This is a genomic window from Pseudomonas sp. CFSAN084952 (genome assembly GCF_009648855.1).
Classification (GTDB): domain Bacteria; phylum Pseudomonadota; class Gammaproteobacteria; order Pseudomonadales; family Pseudomonadaceae; genus Aquipseudomonas; species Aquipseudomonas paracarnis.
On the sequence record NZ_CP045767.1, the window covers coordinates 4,638,574 to 4,654,887 of the forward strand.

The 16,314-nt window shown below is 62.1% G+C and carries 17 protein-coding genes; 6 read left to right on the forward strand and 11 right to left on the reverse strand.

All coding sequences use genetic code 11. The features are described 5' to 3' along the window. Positions 1-62 precede the first annotated feature (62 nt). Genes GH769_RS21050 through GH769_RS21060 form a run of 3 tightly spaced genes read right to left on the reverse strand, consistent with a single transcriptional unit; the run spans position 63 to position 2,124 of the window. Entirely contained in the window at positions 63-650 is a 588-nt protein-coding gene (locus GH769_RS21050; RefSeq protein ID WP_014720042.1) for an HAD family hydrolase, read from the reverse strand. Then, entirely contained in the window at positions 647-1,516 is an 870-nt protein-coding gene (tesB, locus tag GH769_RS21055; RefSeq protein WP_014720043.1) for an acyl-CoA thioesterase II, read from the reverse strand. The genes GH769_RS21050 and tesB overlap by 4 nt, the downstream gene beginning before the upstream one ends. A gap of 38 nt (positions 1,517-1,554) precedes the next feature. After that, positions 1,555-2,124 carry a GNAT family N-acetyltransferase gene (locus GH769_RS21060; RefSeq protein ID WP_014720044.1) on the reverse strand — a complete coding sequence of 190 codons (570 nt, stop codon included), beginning with the start codon at positions 2,122-2,124 and terminating at the stop codon, positions 1,555-1,557. Between the two features lie 77 nt (positions 2,125-2,201). Between GH769_RS21060 and GH769_RS21065 the strand changes: the two genes are divergently transcribed. Then, positions 2,202-3,122, forward strand: a complete 921-nt coding sequence (locus GH769_RS21065) for a histone deacetylase (protein ID WP_032904157.1) — start codon at positions 2,202-2,204, stop codon at positions 3,120-3,122. A 171-nt stretch (positions 3,123-3,293) separates the two neighbouring features. Next, the gene (locus tag GH769_RS21070; protein ID WP_032904156.1) at positions 3,294-4,520 is read left to right on the forward strand and encodes a TIGR03862 family flavoprotein; all 1,227 of its coding nucleotides are present in this window, start codon (positions 3,294-3,296) and stop codon (positions 4,518-4,520) included. Positions 4,521-4,633: 113 nt separating this feature from the next. On the opposite strand, the gene GH769_RS21075 is transcribed toward GH769_RS21070, so the two are convergent. Together GH769_RS21075 and yedA are read right to left on the reverse strand one after the other, a co-directional pair. Next, positions 4,634-5,968, reverse strand: a complete 1,335-nt coding sequence (locus GH769_RS21075) for a DEAD/DEAH box helicase (protein WP_032904155.1) — start codon at positions 5,966-5,968, stop codon at positions 4,634-4,636. A gap of 48 nt (positions 5,969-6,016) precedes the next feature. After that, the gene (gene yedA, locus GH769_RS21080) at positions 6,017-6,913 is read right to left on the reverse strand and encodes a drug/metabolite exporter YedA (RefSeq protein WP_014720048.1); all 897 of its coding nucleotides are present in this window, start codon (positions 6,911-6,913) and stop codon (positions 6,017-6,019) included. A 160-nt stretch (positions 6,914-7,073) separates the two neighbouring features. Between yedA and GH769_RS21085 the strand changes: the two genes are divergently transcribed. After that, positions 7,074-7,535 carry an Lrp/AsnC family transcriptional regulator gene (locus tag GH769_RS21085; RefSeq protein ID WP_014720049.1) on the forward strand — a complete coding sequence of 154 codons (462 nt, stop codon included), beginning with the start codon at positions 7,074-7,076 and terminating at the stop codon, positions 7,533-7,535. A 177-nt stretch (positions 7,536-7,712) separates the two neighbouring features. Here the strand turns inward: GH769_RS21085 and GH769_RS21090 are convergent, their stop codons facing one another. Next, positions 7,713-7,979 (reverse strand): acyl carrier protein, encoded by a 267-nt coding sequence (locus GH769_RS21090; protein WP_019818047.1) that lies wholly within the window; start codon positions 7,977-7,979, stop codon positions 7,713-7,715. Further along, positions 7,969-8,535 (reverse strand): hypothetical protein, encoded by a 567-nt coding sequence (locus tag GH769_RS21095; RefSeq protein WP_032873225.1) that lies wholly within the window; start codon positions 8,533-8,535, stop codon positions 7,969-7,971. The genes GH769_RS21090 and GH769_RS21095 overlap by 11 nt, the downstream gene beginning before the upstream one ends. 475 nt (positions 8,536-9,010) lie before the next feature. Here GH769_RS21095 and GH769_RS21100 point away from each other — a divergent pair, with 475 nt between their 5' ends. Then, positions 9,011-9,322, forward strand: a complete 312-nt coding sequence (locus GH769_RS21100) for a DUF6124 family protein (RefSeq protein WP_014720050.1) — start codon at positions 9,011-9,013, stop codon at positions 9,320-9,322. Between the two features lie 327 nt (positions 9,323-9,649). On the opposite strand, the gene GH769_RS21105 is transcribed toward GH769_RS21100, so the two are convergent. The 3 genes from GH769_RS21105 to GH769_RS21115 form a co-directional block, all read right to left on the reverse strand. Further along, the gene (locus GH769_RS21105; RefSeq protein WP_014720051.1) at positions 9,650-10,261 is read right to left on the reverse strand and encodes a PolC-type DNA polymerase III; all 612 of its coding nucleotides are present in this window, start codon (positions 10,259-10,261) and stop codon (positions 9,650-9,652) included. A 25-nt stretch (positions 10,262-10,286) separates the two neighbouring features. After that, the gene (locus GH769_RS21110; RefSeq protein ID WP_003194396.1) at positions 10,287-10,763 is read right to left on the reverse strand and encodes an NYN domain-containing protein; all 477 of its coding nucleotides are present in this window, start codon (positions 10,761-10,763) and stop codon (positions 10,287-10,289) included. A gap of 118 nt (positions 10,764-10,881) precedes the next feature. Further along, on the reverse strand, positions 10,882-11,604 hold the full coding sequence (locus GH769_RS21115) for a DUF2076 domain-containing protein (RefSeq protein ID WP_153649890.1): 723 nt from the start codon (positions 11,602-11,604) through the stop codon (positions 10,882-10,884). Between the two features lie 182 nt (positions 11,605-11,786). On the opposite strand from GH769_RS21115, the gene GH769_RS21120 reads away from it, so the two are divergent. Together GH769_RS21120 and GH769_RS21125 are read left to right on the forward strand one after the other, a co-directional pair. Beyond that, entirely contained in the window at positions 11,787-12,446 is a 660-nt protein-coding gene (locus tag GH769_RS21120) for a YciC family protein (RefSeq protein WP_032904195.1), read from the forward strand. Between the two features lie 41 nt (positions 12,447-12,487). After that, positions 12,488-13,576, forward strand: a complete 1,089-nt coding sequence (locus tag GH769_RS21125) for an endonuclease/exonuclease/phosphatase family protein (protein ID WP_019818052.1) — start codon at positions 12,488-12,490, stop codon at positions 13,574-13,576. A gap of 122 nt (positions 13,577-13,698) precedes the next feature. Here the strand turns inward: GH769_RS21125 and hrpB are convergent, their stop codons facing one another. Next, on the reverse strand, positions 13,699-16,206 hold the full coding sequence (gene hrpB, locus GH769_RS21130; RefSeq protein ID WP_032904153.1) for an ATP-dependent helicase HrpB: 2,508 nt from the start codon (positions 16,204-16,206) through the stop codon (positions 13,699-13,701). Between the last annotated feature and the right edge of the window lie 108 nt (positions 16,207-16,314).

Consider the following 16,314-nt stretch of genomic DNA (forward strand, 5'->3'; position numbering starts at 1 on the left):
GTCAGCTGACCCACCGCTATCGCAGGCAAGCCAGCTCCAACATTTGCTCTCTGTCGCCCGGCTTAGATCATTCGGCGCAGCGCCGCACAATCCTCGGCATGCCAATCCGCCAATTCCGGCCAAGGGTTCTCCGGCAAGTTCACCAACACCGTCTTGGTGCCCGCTGCCCGACCACAATCCAGGTCAAAGCGGTAATCCCCGACCATCACCATGTCGCGGGGTGCTACGTCCCAAGCCGCCGCCAGTTTCAGCAACCCACCGGGATCCGGCTTGTGCGGCGCATCATCGCGCCCCAGCACATCCTCAATCGCAAAGCAGTCCGCCAGGCCTATCGCCTCCAGGGTGATATGGGCCAGCTCCCGCGCATTGCGGGTCAGGATCCCCAGGCGGTAACCGCGCCCGGCCAATTCCTGTACCAGCTCCACCGCGCCCTGCGCCGCCACCGAACCCAGGGCCAGCTCGCGCTCATGCTCCAGCAACCAGGCGTGCTTGGCCGCTGCAACCGGCGCAGGCAAGGCCGCCAGGTGCGTGAGGATGTCGTCTTCAGGTGGAATGTCCAGCGCCACGCGGATAGCGGCAAAATCATGCACGGCCACCGTGAGGGTGCCGTCCATGTCGAACACCCAGTGCCTAACGTCGCCGAGGCTCATGCCCAATCCTTGCGATGGCGGATCAAACCTTCCTGGGTCACCGACGCCACCAGTTGCCCGGCGCGGTTGTACACGCTGCCCCGGGAGAACCCCCTGGAGTTGCCAGCCCACGGGCTGTCCATGGCGTACAACAACCAGTCATCGGCACGCAGGTCGGCGTGGAACCACAGCGCGTGATCGAGGCTGGCGACCTGCATGTCTTTCTGCCACACGGTCTTGCCATGGGGCAGCAGCGAGGTGGTCAGCAGGCCAAAGTCCGAGGCATAGGCCAGCAGGTATTTATGCAACGCCGGTGTGTCCGCCAAGGCACCGTCGGCACGAAACCACACGTACTTGACCGGGTCGGACGGCTGCGGGTTGAACGGGTCTTTTTCGGTGACCGGGCGCACTTCGATGGGCTTGGGGCACAGCAGCTTGTCGCGCATGTGCTCGGGGATCAGGTGCGCACGTTGCTGGGTCAGCTCCAGTTCCGACGGCAGGTTTTCCGGGCCCACTACCACCGGCATGGTGGTCTGGTGCTCGAAGCCTTGTTCGTCGTACTGGAACGAGGTCGTGCAGGTGAAGATCGGATTGCCCTTTTGAATCGCGGTGACACGACGCGTGCTGAAACTGCCACCATCGCGCACGCGGTCCACCGAATACACCACCGGCAACGCGGCATCGCCAGGGCGCAGGAAATAACCGTGCAGGGAATGTACATGCCGCGCTTCTTCTACGGTCTGGCTGGCCGCCGACAGTGACTGGCCGAGCACTTGGCCGCCGAACAGCTGGCGAAAGCCCAGGTCCTGGCTGCGGCCGCGAAAGAGGTTCTCCTCGATCGGCTCCAGGGTCAGCAAGTCCACCAGATCTTCCAATACTTGGCTCATAGAGCAACTCCTACAATCAATAGGGCATTCCGGGCTGCTTATCCGTGCAGCGTGTCCAACCATTGGGCGCGGGTGATGCGGTACAAAACATGCGGTCGCAGCGGGTCACCGGCTGCGACTTTCGGGTGTTCAAAATCTGCCTGCGGATCGTAATGCATACCGATGGCCTGCATGACTTTTTGTGAGGGCAGATTGCTCTCGGTGGTGAAGGCCAGGATTTCGTCCAGTTGCAAGCGGTCAAAACCACAGCGCAACGCTGTCCAGGCGGCCTCACTGGCATAACCCAGGCCCCAATGTTCGCGGGCCAGGCGCCAGCCGATTTCCACCGCCGGGGTAAAGCCGGCTTCAAAGCTGACATTCGCAAGCCCGGTCAGGCCGATAAATTCGCCCGTGTCCTTGCGCTGCAAGGCCCAAAAACCAAAGCCATATTCAGCAAAATGCCCGCGAATCCGGCCGATAAGCGCGGCGCTTTCCAAGTGGCTCAATTGAGCCGGAAAGTAGCGCATCACCTGCGGGTCGGCGCACATGCGCGCAAAGTCCGGCAGGTCGCTGTCGCGCCATTGGCGCAGCACCAAGCGTGCACTTTCCAATTCCAGTATCGGCTCCATGGGTCCCCCCTGCCTTGCCATGTGCGTGAGTGTACAGCGCTGTTAAGATCCGTCGCAGGTTCCCGTCAGAAAATCCCATGCCCTTGCCATTGATCTACCACGAAGACTACAGCCCTGAGTTCCCGGCGGACCACCGGTTCCCCATGGACAAGTTTCGCCTGTTGCGTGACCACCTGGTGGACAGCGGCCTGACCGAAGACAGCCAATTGCTGCGCCCGCCGCTGTGCCCGGCAGACATTTTGGCCCTGGCCCATGAACCTGGATATATCGAACGCTACATGAGCGGCGAACTGTCCCGCGAAGACCAACGCCGCCTCGGCCTGCCGTGGAGCGAAGCCCTGGCCCGGCGCACGGTGCGCGCGGTGGGCGGCTCGATACTGGCGGCCGAACAAGCCCTGGAACATGGCCTGGCCTGCCATTTGGCGGGCGGCACCCACCATGCCCATTACGATTATCCGGCGGGTTTCTGCATTTTTAATGACCTGGCGGTGATCAGCCATTACCTGTTGGCCAACGGCCGGGTCAATCGCGTGCTGATCTTCGATTGCGACGTACACCAGGGTGACGGCACCGCACGCATCCTGCACGACACGCCGGACGCCATCACCGTGTCGCTGCACTGCGAAAAGAACTTCCCGGCACGCAAGGCCCAGAGCGACTGGGACATCCCGCTGCCCATGGGCATGGGCGATGCCGACTACCTCAAGGTGGTGGATGACGCGCTCAACTACCTGCTGCCGCTCTACCAGCCGGATCTGGTGCTGTACGACGCCGGCGTGGATGTGCACAAGGACGACGCCCTTGGTTACCTCAAGCTGACAGATGCAGGCGTCGCCGCCCGTGATGAAAGCGTGATGCGCCACTGCCTGGGCCGCGACATACCGGTGATGGGCGTGATCGGCGGCGGTTACAGCAAGGACCGCCCCGCCCTCGCCCGCCGCCACGGCATCCTGCACCACAGCGCGCAGCGGGTGTGGACGTCATCAGGCTGTCATTGAAGTGTGAGCGTTACCCACAATGCCTGTGGAACGGCCTGTGGATAACTTGAGCGTAAGCGGCTACAAGCGTTTGACCGCATGGCCTGTAGGAAAGTGTACGTTTTTTGATCAGGCAGCGGCGTCATGGTCGGGTAGAATGCTCGGCCTATTCACATCACCGTAGCCCTGCCCATGCCTCAGACTTCTGCCCACCACGTCTCCATTATCGGCGGCGGCCCCGCCGGGCTGATGGCCGCCGAAGTCTTGAGCCAGGCGGGCGTGCGCGTGGATCTGTACGACGGCATGCCTTCAGTGGGGCGCAAGTTCCTGCTGGCCGGCGTGGGCGGCATGAACATCACCCACTCCGAGGCGTACCCGGCGTTCCTGTCGCGCTACGCTGAACGCGCGCCGCACATGGCGCCGCTGCTGCGCAGCTTTGGCGCCGAGGCGTTGTGCGAATGGATCCATGGCCTGGGTATCCAGACCTTTGTCGGCACCTCCGGCCGCGTATTTCCTACCGATATGAAAGCCGCGCCACTGCTGCGCGCCTGGCTCAAGCGTCTGCGGGAGCAAGGTGTGGTTATCCACACCCGGCATCGGTGGACGGGTTGGAATGCTGAGGGCGATTTACTTATCCACAGCCCGGACGGCGAAAAAGTTGTCCACAGCGACGCTGTGCTGCTGGCCCTGGGCGGCGGCAGCTGGTCGCGATTGGGCTCCGACGGTGCATGGCTCAACCTGTTTGAAGGCAAAGGCCTGCCCTATGTGCGACTGCAACCGAGCAACTGCGGGTTTGAAGTGTCGGCATGGAGCGCGTTGATGGTCAGCAAATTCGCGGGCGCACCGTTGAAAAACGTCGCCATTGGCCTGGGGGATGACAAGCCTCGGTTGGGCGAATGCGTGATCACTGCCACCGGCATTGAAGGCAGTTTGATTTACGCCTTGTCGGCGCCGATTCGCAAAGCGATCAACCGCGACGGAGCGGCCACGGTACATATCGATTTGCTGCCCAGCAAGCCGCTGGACAAGGTGCAGGCCGCATTGGCCAAGCCCCGTGGCTCGCGGTCGATGAGCAAGCACTTGCACAGTCAGTTGGGGTTGGATGGGGTGAAAGCGGCGTTGTTACGCGAGTTGACGCCCGCTGAACACTTCACCGATCCGGCGCAATTGGCGGTGGATATCAAGGCGCTGCCGCTGACGCTGGTGAGGACGCGGCCGATGGATGAGGCGATCAGCACGGCCGGTGGTGTGCCGTTTGAAGCGCTGGATGAGCGGTTGATGCTCAAGCCATTGCCTGGCGTGTTTTGTGCGGGGGAAATGCTGGATTGGGAGGCGCCGACCGGTGGGTATTTGCTGACCGGCTGTTTTGCCAGTGGCCGGACGGCTGGGCTGGGGATGTTGGAGTGGCTCCAACGCTGATCGTTCCCACGCTCTGCGTGGGGATGCCGCCAGGGACGCTCTGCGTCCCGCTTTAGGTTCGTGACGCAGAGCGTCACAGGATGCGTTCCCACGCGGAGCGTGGGAACGATCAATCACTTCTTCTTACGCGGCCCAGTGTTAAACACCGGCACCTTGCGCACCGGCTTGATCGAAGGCTCGGCCGGCGCCACTTCCCCACTGTCCACCCACTTGCCCAGGTTGCGCTTGCCGCCACCGCCGGACGTTTTAGGCTTCTTCGGCTTTTTCGGCTTCTTGACCACCTGCCCGCTGGCATCGGTGTCCGGCACGCGGTGCTCCGGCTCGAAATCCGGTTCCATCTTGCGGGTGAGGGTCTGACGGGTCAGCATTTCGATCGCCGAGAGCATGTTCACCTCGTCGGCACACACCAGGGAAATCGCCTCACCGGTGTTGCCCGCACGCCCGGTACGGCCGATACGGTGGATGTAGTCTTCGGCCACGATGGGCAGGTCGAAGTTGACCACCAGCGGCAGGTCTTCGATATCCAGGCCACGGGCCGCTACGTCGGTGGCCACCAGGATCTGCACGTCGCTGGTCTTGAAGCGGTCCAGTGCGCGTTGGCGGGTGGCTTGGGGTTTGTCGCCATGAATGCCGTCGGCGTTGATGCCCAGGCCCTGCAACTTGTCCACCAGGGCGTCTACGCCGTTGCGGGTCTTGGCGAACACCAGCACTTGCTTCCAACGGCCTTTGCGCATCAGGTGCACAAACAGCTCCGGCTTGCGCTTCTTGTCCACCGGCACAACCCACTGCTTGACGGTGTTGGCGGCAACGTTGCGGGGGCTGACTTCGATGCTCAGCGGGTCGTTGAGCATTTGCCCGGCGAGCAGGCGGATGTCATCGGAGAAGGTCGCGGAGAACAGCAGGGTCTGGCGCTTTTTCGGCAGCATGCGATAAATGTTGGCAAGCTCTTCGGAGAAGCCCAGGTCGAGCATACGGTCGGCTTCATCCAGCACCAGGGTTTGCAGCTGGTTGAGCTTCAGCGCGTTCTGGCGGAACAGGTCGATCAGGCGGCCAGGGGTGGCGACCAAAATATCCACACCCTTGCGCAGCTTCATCATCTGCGGGTTGATACTCACGCCGCCGTACACCGCGTAAGTGGTCAGCGGCAGGTGCTGGGCGTACTCGGCAACGCTGGCGTGAACCTGCTCAGCCAGCTCGCGAGTGGGGCACAGGATCAGCGCACGCGCCGAGTTGGCGGCGACTTTCGGCCCTTCCAGGGTCAGCAGTTGCAGCAGCGGCAAGGCGAAACCTGCAGTCTTGCCGGTGCCGGTCTGGGCTGCGGCCATCAGGTCGCGACCGGCCAGCACTGCCGGAATGGCTTGGGCCTGCACCGGCGTCGGGGTCTGGTAGCCAAGCGTCTCAAGGGCGCGCAGCAAGGGTTCGATCAGGCCAAGGGTGGCGAAAGTCATGTAGTTACCGTAGGAAAAATTCAGCGCAAGGGCGTAATGCGCGGCAGTTTACCTTATTTCGGGTTTGGGCTTGCGCCATTGGGGCAGGCTGATCAGCAACACCGCGCTGATGATCACCAGCATTGCCAGGGCTTCTTCCAGGCCGATGCTCTCACCGACAAACACAATCCCCAGTAACACGGCCACGGCCGGATTCACATAGGCGTAGCTGGTCGCCGCCGCCGGGCGTACGTGCTTGAGCAGGTACATATAAGCGTTGAAGGCGATGATCGAGCCGAACACCGTGAGGTACGCCAGGGCCAGCCAGCCCTCCAGCGGCGGCATGGCCTGCAGGTGCTCGCCAGACAACGCGCTGACCAGCAGCAGCGCCACGCCAGCCACGAGCATTTCCGCGGCACTGGCCATGGCGCCTTGGGGCAGCGGCAAATGCCGGCTCCACACCGAGCCGAAGGCCCAGGACGCCGCCGCCATCAACAGCAACACCGCGCCCAGTGGGCTCGACTGCAAGGTACTGCCCATGTTGAGCATGGCAATGCCGATGATCCCCAGCAGCACCCCGGCCCATTCCAACCGTGTATTACGCGCCCCCCAGAAAAACCCACACAGCAAGGTAAACAGCGGCACCGTCGCCACCGCCAGCGCGGCCACGCCGGACGACACGCCCATATGTTCGGCCACACTCACGCCACCATTGCCCACGGTGAGCAGCAAAATGCCGATCATCCCGGCCGCCTTCCACTGCGGCCAGGTCGGCGCTGGCACCCCGCGCCACCTGAGAAAGCCGTACATCAACGCACCCGCCGTGCAAAACCGAATCCCCGCCAGCAACAGCGGCGGCCAGTACTCCACGCCAATGCGGATCACCAGATAGGTGGAACCCCAGATCACATACAACGCAAAAAAGGCGGCGATCAACGGTAAGGGAAAGCGACGTGGGCCAGGCATTGGGCGGCTCTATGGCAGGAAATGGGAGACTTATTCTAGAAACGAAGGTGGATAAACTTAAGTTACAAAACCTGTTTAAAACGCCAATACACTTCTCAAACCATGGTTATCAAGGCTATAAACCGTGCTTTCGAAAGCCATGCGCAACCGGAGCCTTATCATGGACAAATACGACCGCATGCTCCTCAGCGCCCTGCTTGAAGATGGCCGTGCTTCCTACGCGCAACTGGCGCGCACCGTGAACCTCTCCGCACCCGCCGTGGCCGAACGCGTGGCCAAGCTTGAGGCCAGCGGCGTGATCACCGGGTACCAGGCCAAGGTGGATTTATCCAAAGTGGGTTTGCCGATTCAATGCGTGATTGAACTGCGACTGACCAACCATGGCAGCCAAAAGGTTTACGACGCCCTGGCGGAAATACCCGAACTGACCGAATGCCACCGGGTCACCGGCGACCCGTGCGTGATCATGCAAGCGGCGGTGGGCTCGATGCCCGAGCTGGAAAACCTGATTAATCGGGTAGCGAAGTTCGGCTTCAGCAAGACCTCGATTATTTTGTCCAGCGCCATAGAGCGGCGGGTGCCGTTGGGGCAATTGGAAGCCAATGGGAAAAATGCTGGCTGATCTGCCCAAGCGACGCGGTCAACTGTGGGAGCTGGCTTGCCTGCGATGGCGCCAGTGGCCTCACCGGTTGCCCGCCGCGCCCCCTGTAGGAGCGAGCTTGCTCGCGAAAAACCCGAGGGCGCCGCGTGCATTCAGGACGCCAGCGTCCGTTGGCGTTCTTCGCGAGCAAGCTCGCTCCTACAAAGGGCTCGATCTGCGCTGGACGATCAGATCGACTATCTGCTCGATGGTCGTGATGTGATCCCAATCCTCCTGCGTCGCTTGCAACTTGAACTGCCACTTGATCTGCATGACAAAGCACGTCAGATCGTCATCAATGATGTCGAAGTCATGGATGAAATCGGTTTGCTCCGTCACATCGCTTCGGTCGATAAAGCCGATGATATCGACGAATAGCTGGATCACTTTTTCGCTGATGTCGGCTCTGGTCAGGCTACCTTCCATTTCTCGCCTCATAGGCACACTTACCAATACTGACTAGGTCAAAGACTGCAAGCCCGGCAGCAACGAAGGGTATGCCTCGCCCGATGATGCCAAATACCCGAACCGTGCCAAACGTTGCCTTTGCCATTCTGGCCATGGTGGGTTGCCTGATCAATGTACGAGGGAAAAAGCGCATGCCGATCAGGCTAGCCAGGTTCGTGGTTTTGCTGGAGCCGACGTGAACCCAAGCACCCACCGCAATTTTGCTTATCGGTATGCCCGCCGCGCCAGTGATCACGGTGGCTGCCGTGAGGCCGTAGTGTTGCTGTGTACATTTCCAGAGTTCATCAAACGTCGTATCCGGCACAGCGGGGTCAGCGTGAATCGGCTTGAGTAACTGGTAATGAGGGCCATGACTCCAACCTGGCGAACTCGGCAACACCATGACTGCCGGGCAGCTTGTCATCGTGTTGCCCACATGAAACGCCATGCTTGAACTGGAGCCCAGATCAATGCCATTTGATTCAAGTTCCAACTTGCTTCGCATAATCGCTGTATGAAGATCGCTTTCCTGCATGACTGTAATCCCTGTGCATGAGTGACAGACGGGATGGTAGGTCGCAGTAAGACGCGATAGAGGAGTAAAGAGGAAAACCAGAAAGGTCCTAGGTCATAGCCGGATTTGGCCTACCGACCATTCAGCGCTCAGGTGAAAGAGACCTCAAAACCTCCGTGTTTCAGTGGCCAGCAAGACCGATCCCTTTCATTTGCGGGACGTTTCCGAGAGAATCCCACGGCCTTGTTTCCGTCGGATTCGGTAGCTAGTCTCGCTCTGTCATCGAATGTTCGGTGACCGGACGTGCAAGTCCGATGGCAAGCAAGATCATAAATAAACCTACAGCCAATATGCCTGTTATGGCGGCTGTGCGTGGGAGGCCTTCGGGCCTGCTGGGTTTGGATCCTTGCCCCGGTCTTGCACACCTACGCACAGTTGCCACCCTAATTCGCGTGCAAGCGAACGGTGTCGACTTCTTCCAGCAAGGAGTTTCACCATGGTCAAAAAAGTCACCCCCGATCCACCCCAGCCCAAAACCGACTTCCTCAGCGAAGACGCCCTGCTCCACCGTCGTGCCATCGACTACTACCTCAAGGCATCCGCCCCGGATGCGCCGATATTTATCCTCAATGACAACCTGAGCTTCGAAGACGCCCTGGCCCATGCGGCGGAGTTGTTGCACTGCGCGGTGGAGACAGCGAATGCGTCGGGTGAGGTGATGAAGGCGCCGCAGCGGGCGGTGATGCATTTGGTGGAGATGGCGAAGGGGGTGGTGGACCAGGCGCTGGAGTGCGCACAGCCTCGATAGTCGACGCATAACCCCCTGTGGGAGCGGGCTTGCCCGCGATAGCGGAGGGTCAGGCAATAAATGGCTGGCTGATACACCGCTATCGCAGGCAAGCCAGCTCCCACATTGGAACTTCAGTGTTCTTGAGAGGGGTGGCTGGATCAGAACCCGCGATGTTTTGCTCGCGAAGGCGGTGTGTCAGTCAACTTATTTAGCGACTTGCTGATCGTTCCCACGCTCTGCGTGGGAATGCCGCCCTGGACGCTCTGCGTCCGCTCTTAAAGTCGTGACGCGGAGCGTCACCAGATGCATGCCCACGCGGAGCGTGGGGACGATCAGCGCCAGGCCTTAAAACCCGCGATGTTTCTTCAGGTGCTCATTGATCTTCGCCGCCGGCACTTTCTGCAAGGTGCACAACAGGTCATGGGACAGCTCCCGCAGGCCGTGAGTCTGGCGCAGTTCCCGGGCCAGGTGCGCGGTGAGGTTGGCGGCCATTTCCGCATCCGCCAGCGCCCGGTGAGCCTGGCCGGTGTGGGGCAGTTTGGCGTAGGTGTTGAGGGTGCCGAGCTTGTGGTTGGGCGCCGCCGGCATCAGGCGGCGAGCCAGCAGCAGGGAGCAGGCAAATTTCTGCAGACGGGTGCGGCGGATCAGGCCCAGCTCAAAGTCCCAGAACTTCTGGTCGAACGCGGCGTTGTGCGCCATCAAGGGCGTGGTGCCGACGAACTCATTGACCTCGTTCATCACCCGCTCAGCCGGTGGCGCGCTGCGCAGCATGGCGTTGCTGATGCCGGTGAGCTGTTCGATAAACGCCGGTATGCGCACGCCAGCATTCATCAGGCTCTGGTAGCGGTCCACGATTTGCCCGCGCTCAAGGATGACCACGCCAATCTCCGTGGCCCGGCAGTGGCTGCTGGGGGTGATGCCGGTGGTTTCAAAGTCGATGACCGCTATACGTTCCAAACCTGTTCCAACTCCGTTCTACGATCTATTTGAGCAACAACGCGCCTTCGATCGGCACATAGTGGCTGGCGGCGCGTATCAATGAGTTGGCCGTCAGCCCCGGCACGCCGTAGGCCACGGCCCGCACGCCATGCTTGTGGATAATGCGCTCGAGCAGCATGTCGAAATCACCGTCACCTGAGGCCAGCACGACTTCGTCGACATGGTCGGCGGCGTCCATGATGTCCAGCGTGATGCCCACGTCCCAGTCGCCCTTGGCCGAGCCGTCGCTGCGCTGGATGTACGGCTTGAGTTTTACCGTAAAGCCCAGGTTGCGCAGGATCTGCTGGAACTGCTGCTGCTTGCTGTCGCCGCGGTCGATGGCGTAGGCGTACGCCTCGACAATCTGCCCGCGCGCGCTGATGTCAGCCCACAGGGCGGCGTAGTTGAAGTGGCAACCATAGGCCTGGCGCACGGTGTAGTAGAGGTTTTGCACATCGGCGAACACTGCAATTTTTTTCACCGCACTTCCTCATGGACAGCCAGGCGCCAGCGCCCGGAAAGGGCGCCAGTATGCCAGCCAAGGGAGCGTTTCCGGGAAAAAATCAGACCGGAGCGCCGCAGCGCCCCGGCGTGGTGTGTCAGACGAAGGAATCGTCGTCGCCAAAGGATGAGGAATCGTCGGAATAATCGCTGTCGGCGAAGTTATCAGAGTTGCTGCCCCAGCTGTCATTGCCGGCAAACTTCTGGTCATCGTTGCCCCAGTTGCCCTGGTCACTGGCCGGTGCCGGTTGTTCGATGATTTCTTCCACCACCTGCGGCTGCTGGTTGTGATGGAACAGGCTGCTGATGCCTTCGGCCAGCAACACTCCACCGGCCACGCCGGCGGCGGTTTTCATGGCGCCACCGAGGAAGCCGCTGCCGGCTGGCGCGGCGGCCGGTGCTTGCGGCGGTTGGTAGTTCTGCTGCGGCGCTGGCTGACCAAAAGCGGGTCGCGCCGGCTCACGCCAGCCGCCACCTGTGTTGCTCGGCGCAGGCTGTGGCTCACGGGAGCCGCCGCCAAAGATGCTCGACAGGAACCCACCACCGCTGGCCGGCGCCGGTTGCGTGGCCTTGGCCCGTTGCAGCTCGTCCTGCAATTGCTGGATCTGCTGGGCCTGTTGATTGTTTTGCGCGTCGAGGCTCTGCAGCGCATGTTCCTGCACCAGAATCGACTGGGTCATGTAATAGCCGACGGCGGGTTGGCGAGCCATATGCTCCTTGATCCGCGCTTCGGCCTGGGCGTCGCGGGGGGCTGAGTCCGTTTCGGCTTGCTGCAACCGTGAAAACAGTCCATCGATCAGGGTTTGCTCTTCGCTGTTCATGGCGACCTCGTTAGATTGCCGATAAAAAATTCCGGTCCCGCCTGTGATCAGGCTGGGGGCTTTCCAGTTATGGGGATGTTACGAGTTGTTTCAATGGTCTTTACTCAAGGTTTACGTTTGCGCCCCTTGGACCCTGATCGGTTAAAGTGTGGCCCTCTGCTTCCAGGCCTGTGATGACCCTGATGAATCCGTTAGACGTTTTGCGCGACTCCTTCCGCTTTACCCAGCGCAACCTGGGCGCCATCGTCCAGCTGTGCCTGCCATTGGTGATCCTCGAAGCCTTGTTGCAACAGGTGCTGGACCACACGCTGGGCCCGGATGCGTTTCCCGGCTACAGCGTGGTCGTGGGTTTGTTGGTGTACCCGCTGTACACCGGCGCCCTGATCCTGTTTCTCGATGCCCGCACCCGGGGCGAGTCGCCGCGCACCAAGGACGTGTGGGCCATGGCCTTGAGCCTGTGGCCGCGTTTTGCCCTGCTGACAGCCATGAGCACCTTGCTGATTCTGCTGGGGCTGTCGCTGTATTTCCTGCCGGGCTTGTGGCTGATGGTGGTGCTGGCGTTTGCCGAATACCTGCTGGTGCTGCGCGGTATGCCGGCGTTGGCGGCGATGAAGGAGAGCTTTCGCCTGACCCGCGGGCATTTCTGGCGCATCCTGGTGTGCCTGCTGTGCGTGATGACGCCGTTGTGGCTGCTCAAGGGCGCCAGCGTGGCGGCGTACCCTGAACCGGCGCCGTTGCTGGGGCTGCTGATGGACAGCGCCCACAGCTTCCTGCAACTGTTCACCAGCGTGGTGCTGTTCCGTTTATTCATGCTGATCGGTGGCGACGCCGACGTGCGGTGATATGCTCCGTGGCTCTTCTGACACGCATATAAGCCGAGCCGATGACCCGTTTATTGCGCATCACCCTGTTGAGCCTGTTAATCATCACCGGCCTGCTGGCCGCGCTGATCTACAGCCTGACCTGGCGCCCTGCCGACAAAGAGACCCTGCCCGTCAGCTGCGTGGCACCCCGTGCGCCGACACTGTTGCCGGGGCAGGCGCTCAAGGTCATGACCTGGAATGTGCAATACCTGGCCGGCAAGAACTACGTGTTCTGGTACGACACCCCGGACGGTAGCGGCCCGGACGATCGCCCCACCGTCGAAGACATGGCCTTCAGCCTCGACGAAGTGGCGCGGGTGATTCGCGACGAACAACCCGACATCCTGCTGTTGCAGGAAGTCGACGAAGGCGCCAAGCCTTCCCATTATCAGGACCAGCTTGCGCTGTTGCAGGAGCGTCTGGTAGACCTCTACCCATGCAGCGCCCAGGCGTTCGACTGGAAGGCCGACTTTGTGCCCAGCCTGCATATCTTCGGCAGTGTCGGGCGCAAGCTCGCTACGCTCAGCCGCTACCAGATCGAACACGCCGAACGCCTGCAACTGCCGGCCGCCGAAACCAACTTCATCAGCCGGCAGTTCCAACCTAAACCTGCGTTGCTACTGACTTACCTGCCCTTGAGCGATGGCGGCCAACTGGCGGTGCTCAATACACGCCTGGACGGCGGCGCACCTGGCCGCTCGGCAGCGCAACAACAAGTGCAAGCCACGGCCAAGCTGCTGGACAAGTTCGAAGGCCGGGGCACGCCCTGGTTGATCGGCGGGGATTTCAATCTGCTGCCACTGGGCCAATACCTGCGCCTGGACGCGGCTAAGCGTGGGCAGTATGCGCCGGACAGCGAGTTGCACCTGCTGTGGGACAAGTACCCGATGATCCCACGTAACAGCGAGTCCAGCGGGATTGATCGAGAAAAATGGCTGACGCACTTCCCCAATGACCCGAGCCTGGACGGGCCGGATCGCACCTTGGATTATCTGTTCTACAGCCCGCGCATCAAGCGGGTGGAGGCGAAGGTGAGGCAGGAGGACACATTGCGCATTTCCAACCATCTCCCGGTTATCGCCCGCTTCCTGCTGCCTGCCGCGCAATAACCCACATCCTTAATCTTTTGTGGGAGCTGGCTTGCCTGCGATGCCGCCGATGCGGTCTTTCAGTGACACCGCAGCGATGCGATCGCAGGCAAGCCAGCTCCCACATTTGAACTGCATCGCGCCTACTTACGCGGCTTGATCCGGGCCGTCGCTTCGGCCACCAACGGGTCATCCGGCCAGTAATGCTTGGGGTAGCGCCCTTTCAAATCCTTCTTCACCTCGGCATAGGTACTGCGCCAAAAGTTCGCCAGGTCCTGCGTGACCTGCACCGGTCGCCGCGCCGGGGACAGCAGGTGCAGCTTCACGGCCAGGCGCCCACCGGCAATGCGCGGGGTGTCTGCCAACCCGAACAGTTCCTGCAAGCGCACCGCCAGAATCGGCGGCTGTTCGCTGTAGTCCAGGCGTACCGATGACCCCGACGGCACTTTCACATGCTGCGGCGCCAGCTCTTCCAGGCGTTGGGGCAAGGGCCAGGGCAGCAGGTTGTGCAGGTAGCTGGAGATATCCAGGTGGGCGAAGTGGCTGAGGCGCGAGACCTTGCCCAGGTAAGGCATCAGCCAGTGTTCGAGGCTGGCGAGCAGGGCTTTGTCGCTGAGGTCGGGCCACTCGCTGGTGTTGCCGGCATCCAATTGGCGCAGCAGCATCACACGGGCTTGCCATTGGCGCAGTTCCGGAGTCCAGGGCAGCAACTCCAGGCCTTTGCGGCGCACCAGGTTGACCAGCGCCTGGCTGCGGGCGGACTCGTCGAGGCCGGTCAGCGGTTCACGGCTGAGCACCAGTTCACCGACTTTGCGCTGGCGCTCGGCGCGCAACACGCCTTCGCGCTCGTCCCAGTCGAGTTGGTCGACGTTGCGCACTTGCTCGGCCAGTACCGTGTCGAACAGCGCCGGGTCAAAATCCGCCGCCAGGTAGATGCGTTCTTCGCGCTGGCCCTGGCGACTGCCCAGGTCGGCGATCACCAGCCAGGGTTGTTTCATCAGGCTGTCGGCTTCGGCAAACAGCGCCGCTCGGCCATTGGCCAGGCGGTATTCAGCGCCACCGGGGCGGCGCTGCTGGGCGACGCGGTCCGGGTAGGCCAGTGCCAGTAAGGCGCCGAGCCAGCGTGGGTGGTCGGGGTTGTCCACCGGCTGGGCCGCCTTGCCGCGCAGGTAGCCCCGGTATTGCCGGGCCAGTTGCTTGGCACGCTGAACGCCGCCCTGGGTGCCGCGCGCACGTTCTTCTCCGGACATCAGCGCCAGGCGGCTGTGCAAATCGGCACCGCCGCCGCGCAAGATGTCGCGTTCGCCCAACAAGGCTGCCACGTCGCAGGCGGTGGCGGCGAGGCCCAGGTCCTGGCCACGTAATAACAGATGGGCGATACGCGGGTGAGCCGGCAACTCGGCCATCTTCTGGCCATGGGCAGTGAGGTTTTCTTCGTCCAATGCACCGAGGCGTTGCAACAGATCTTGGGCCTGGGCATACGCGGCAGTCGGTGGTACGTCCAGCCACACCAACTGGTTGGGCTTCACACCCCAACGGGCCAGTTGCAAGGCCAGCCCTGCCAGGTCAGCGGCGAGGATTTCCGCGCTGCCATAAGCGGCCAGACCGTCGTGCTGGTCTTCGGACCACAATCGGTAACACACCCCCGGCTCCAACCGACCTGCCCGGCCGGCGCGTTGGGTGGCGCTGGCGCGGGAGATGCGCTGGGTGTCGAGGCGGGTCATGCCGCTGCCGGGGTCGAAACGCGGCACCCGCGCCAGCCCGGCGTCGATCACCACGCGTACGCCGTTGATGGTCAGGCTGGTCTCGGCGATGTTGGTGGCCAGCACCACTTTGCGCTTGCCGGCCGGCGCCGGGTCGATGGCGGCGCGCTGGGCGTTGAGGTCCAGCTCACCGTGCAACGGGCATAACAGTACATCAGGGCGATCACCCAAGGCCTCAGTCAGTTGCTGGTTGACCCGGCGAATCTCCGCCTGCCCCGGCAGAAATACCAGCACACTGCCGGGCTCGTCATGCAGGGCTTCGAGGATAGTTTGCACCACGCGCGGCTCGATAAACTCCCCGGCCTGGTACGGCCGGCCCCAGCGCATCTGCACCGGGAACATGCGCCCTTCACTGCGCAGGATCGGCGCGTCATCCAGCAAGCCCGCCAGGCGCTCCCCTTCGAGGGTGGCCGACATCAGCAGGATCTTCAGCGGCTGCTCGTCGCGAAACAGCTCGCGACCGTTAAGGCTCAGGGCCAGCGCCAGGTCGGCGTCGAGGCTGCGCTCGTGGAATTCGTCGAAGATCAACAAGCCCACGCCGTCCAGCGCCGGGTCGTCCTGCAGGCGGCGGGTGAGGATACCTTCGGTGACCACCTCGATACGCGTATTGGGGCCGACTTTGCTGTCCAGCCGAATGCGGTAGCCCACGGTCTCACCGACCTTTTCACCCAGTTCACTGGCCAGCCGCTCGGCAGCAGCACGGGCAGCCAGGCGCCGGGGTTCGAGCATCAGGATGGTTTGCCCGGCGAGCCACGGCTCATGCAACAAGGCCAACGGCACGCGGGTGGTTTTACCGGCGCCGGGGGGCGCTTCCAGCACGGCTTCATGGCGATGCGCCAAGGCGTCACGCAGGGCGGGTAAAACATCATCGATCGGCAACGAATTCATACTGGCTCCAAAGCAGAGCGGCGAGTATAACGGCGAACTGCCGAGTGCCGATGCGGGTCTTAAAAACACCCACGCTTTGGGCTGTGAATGCAGTCGAAGGTGGGAGCT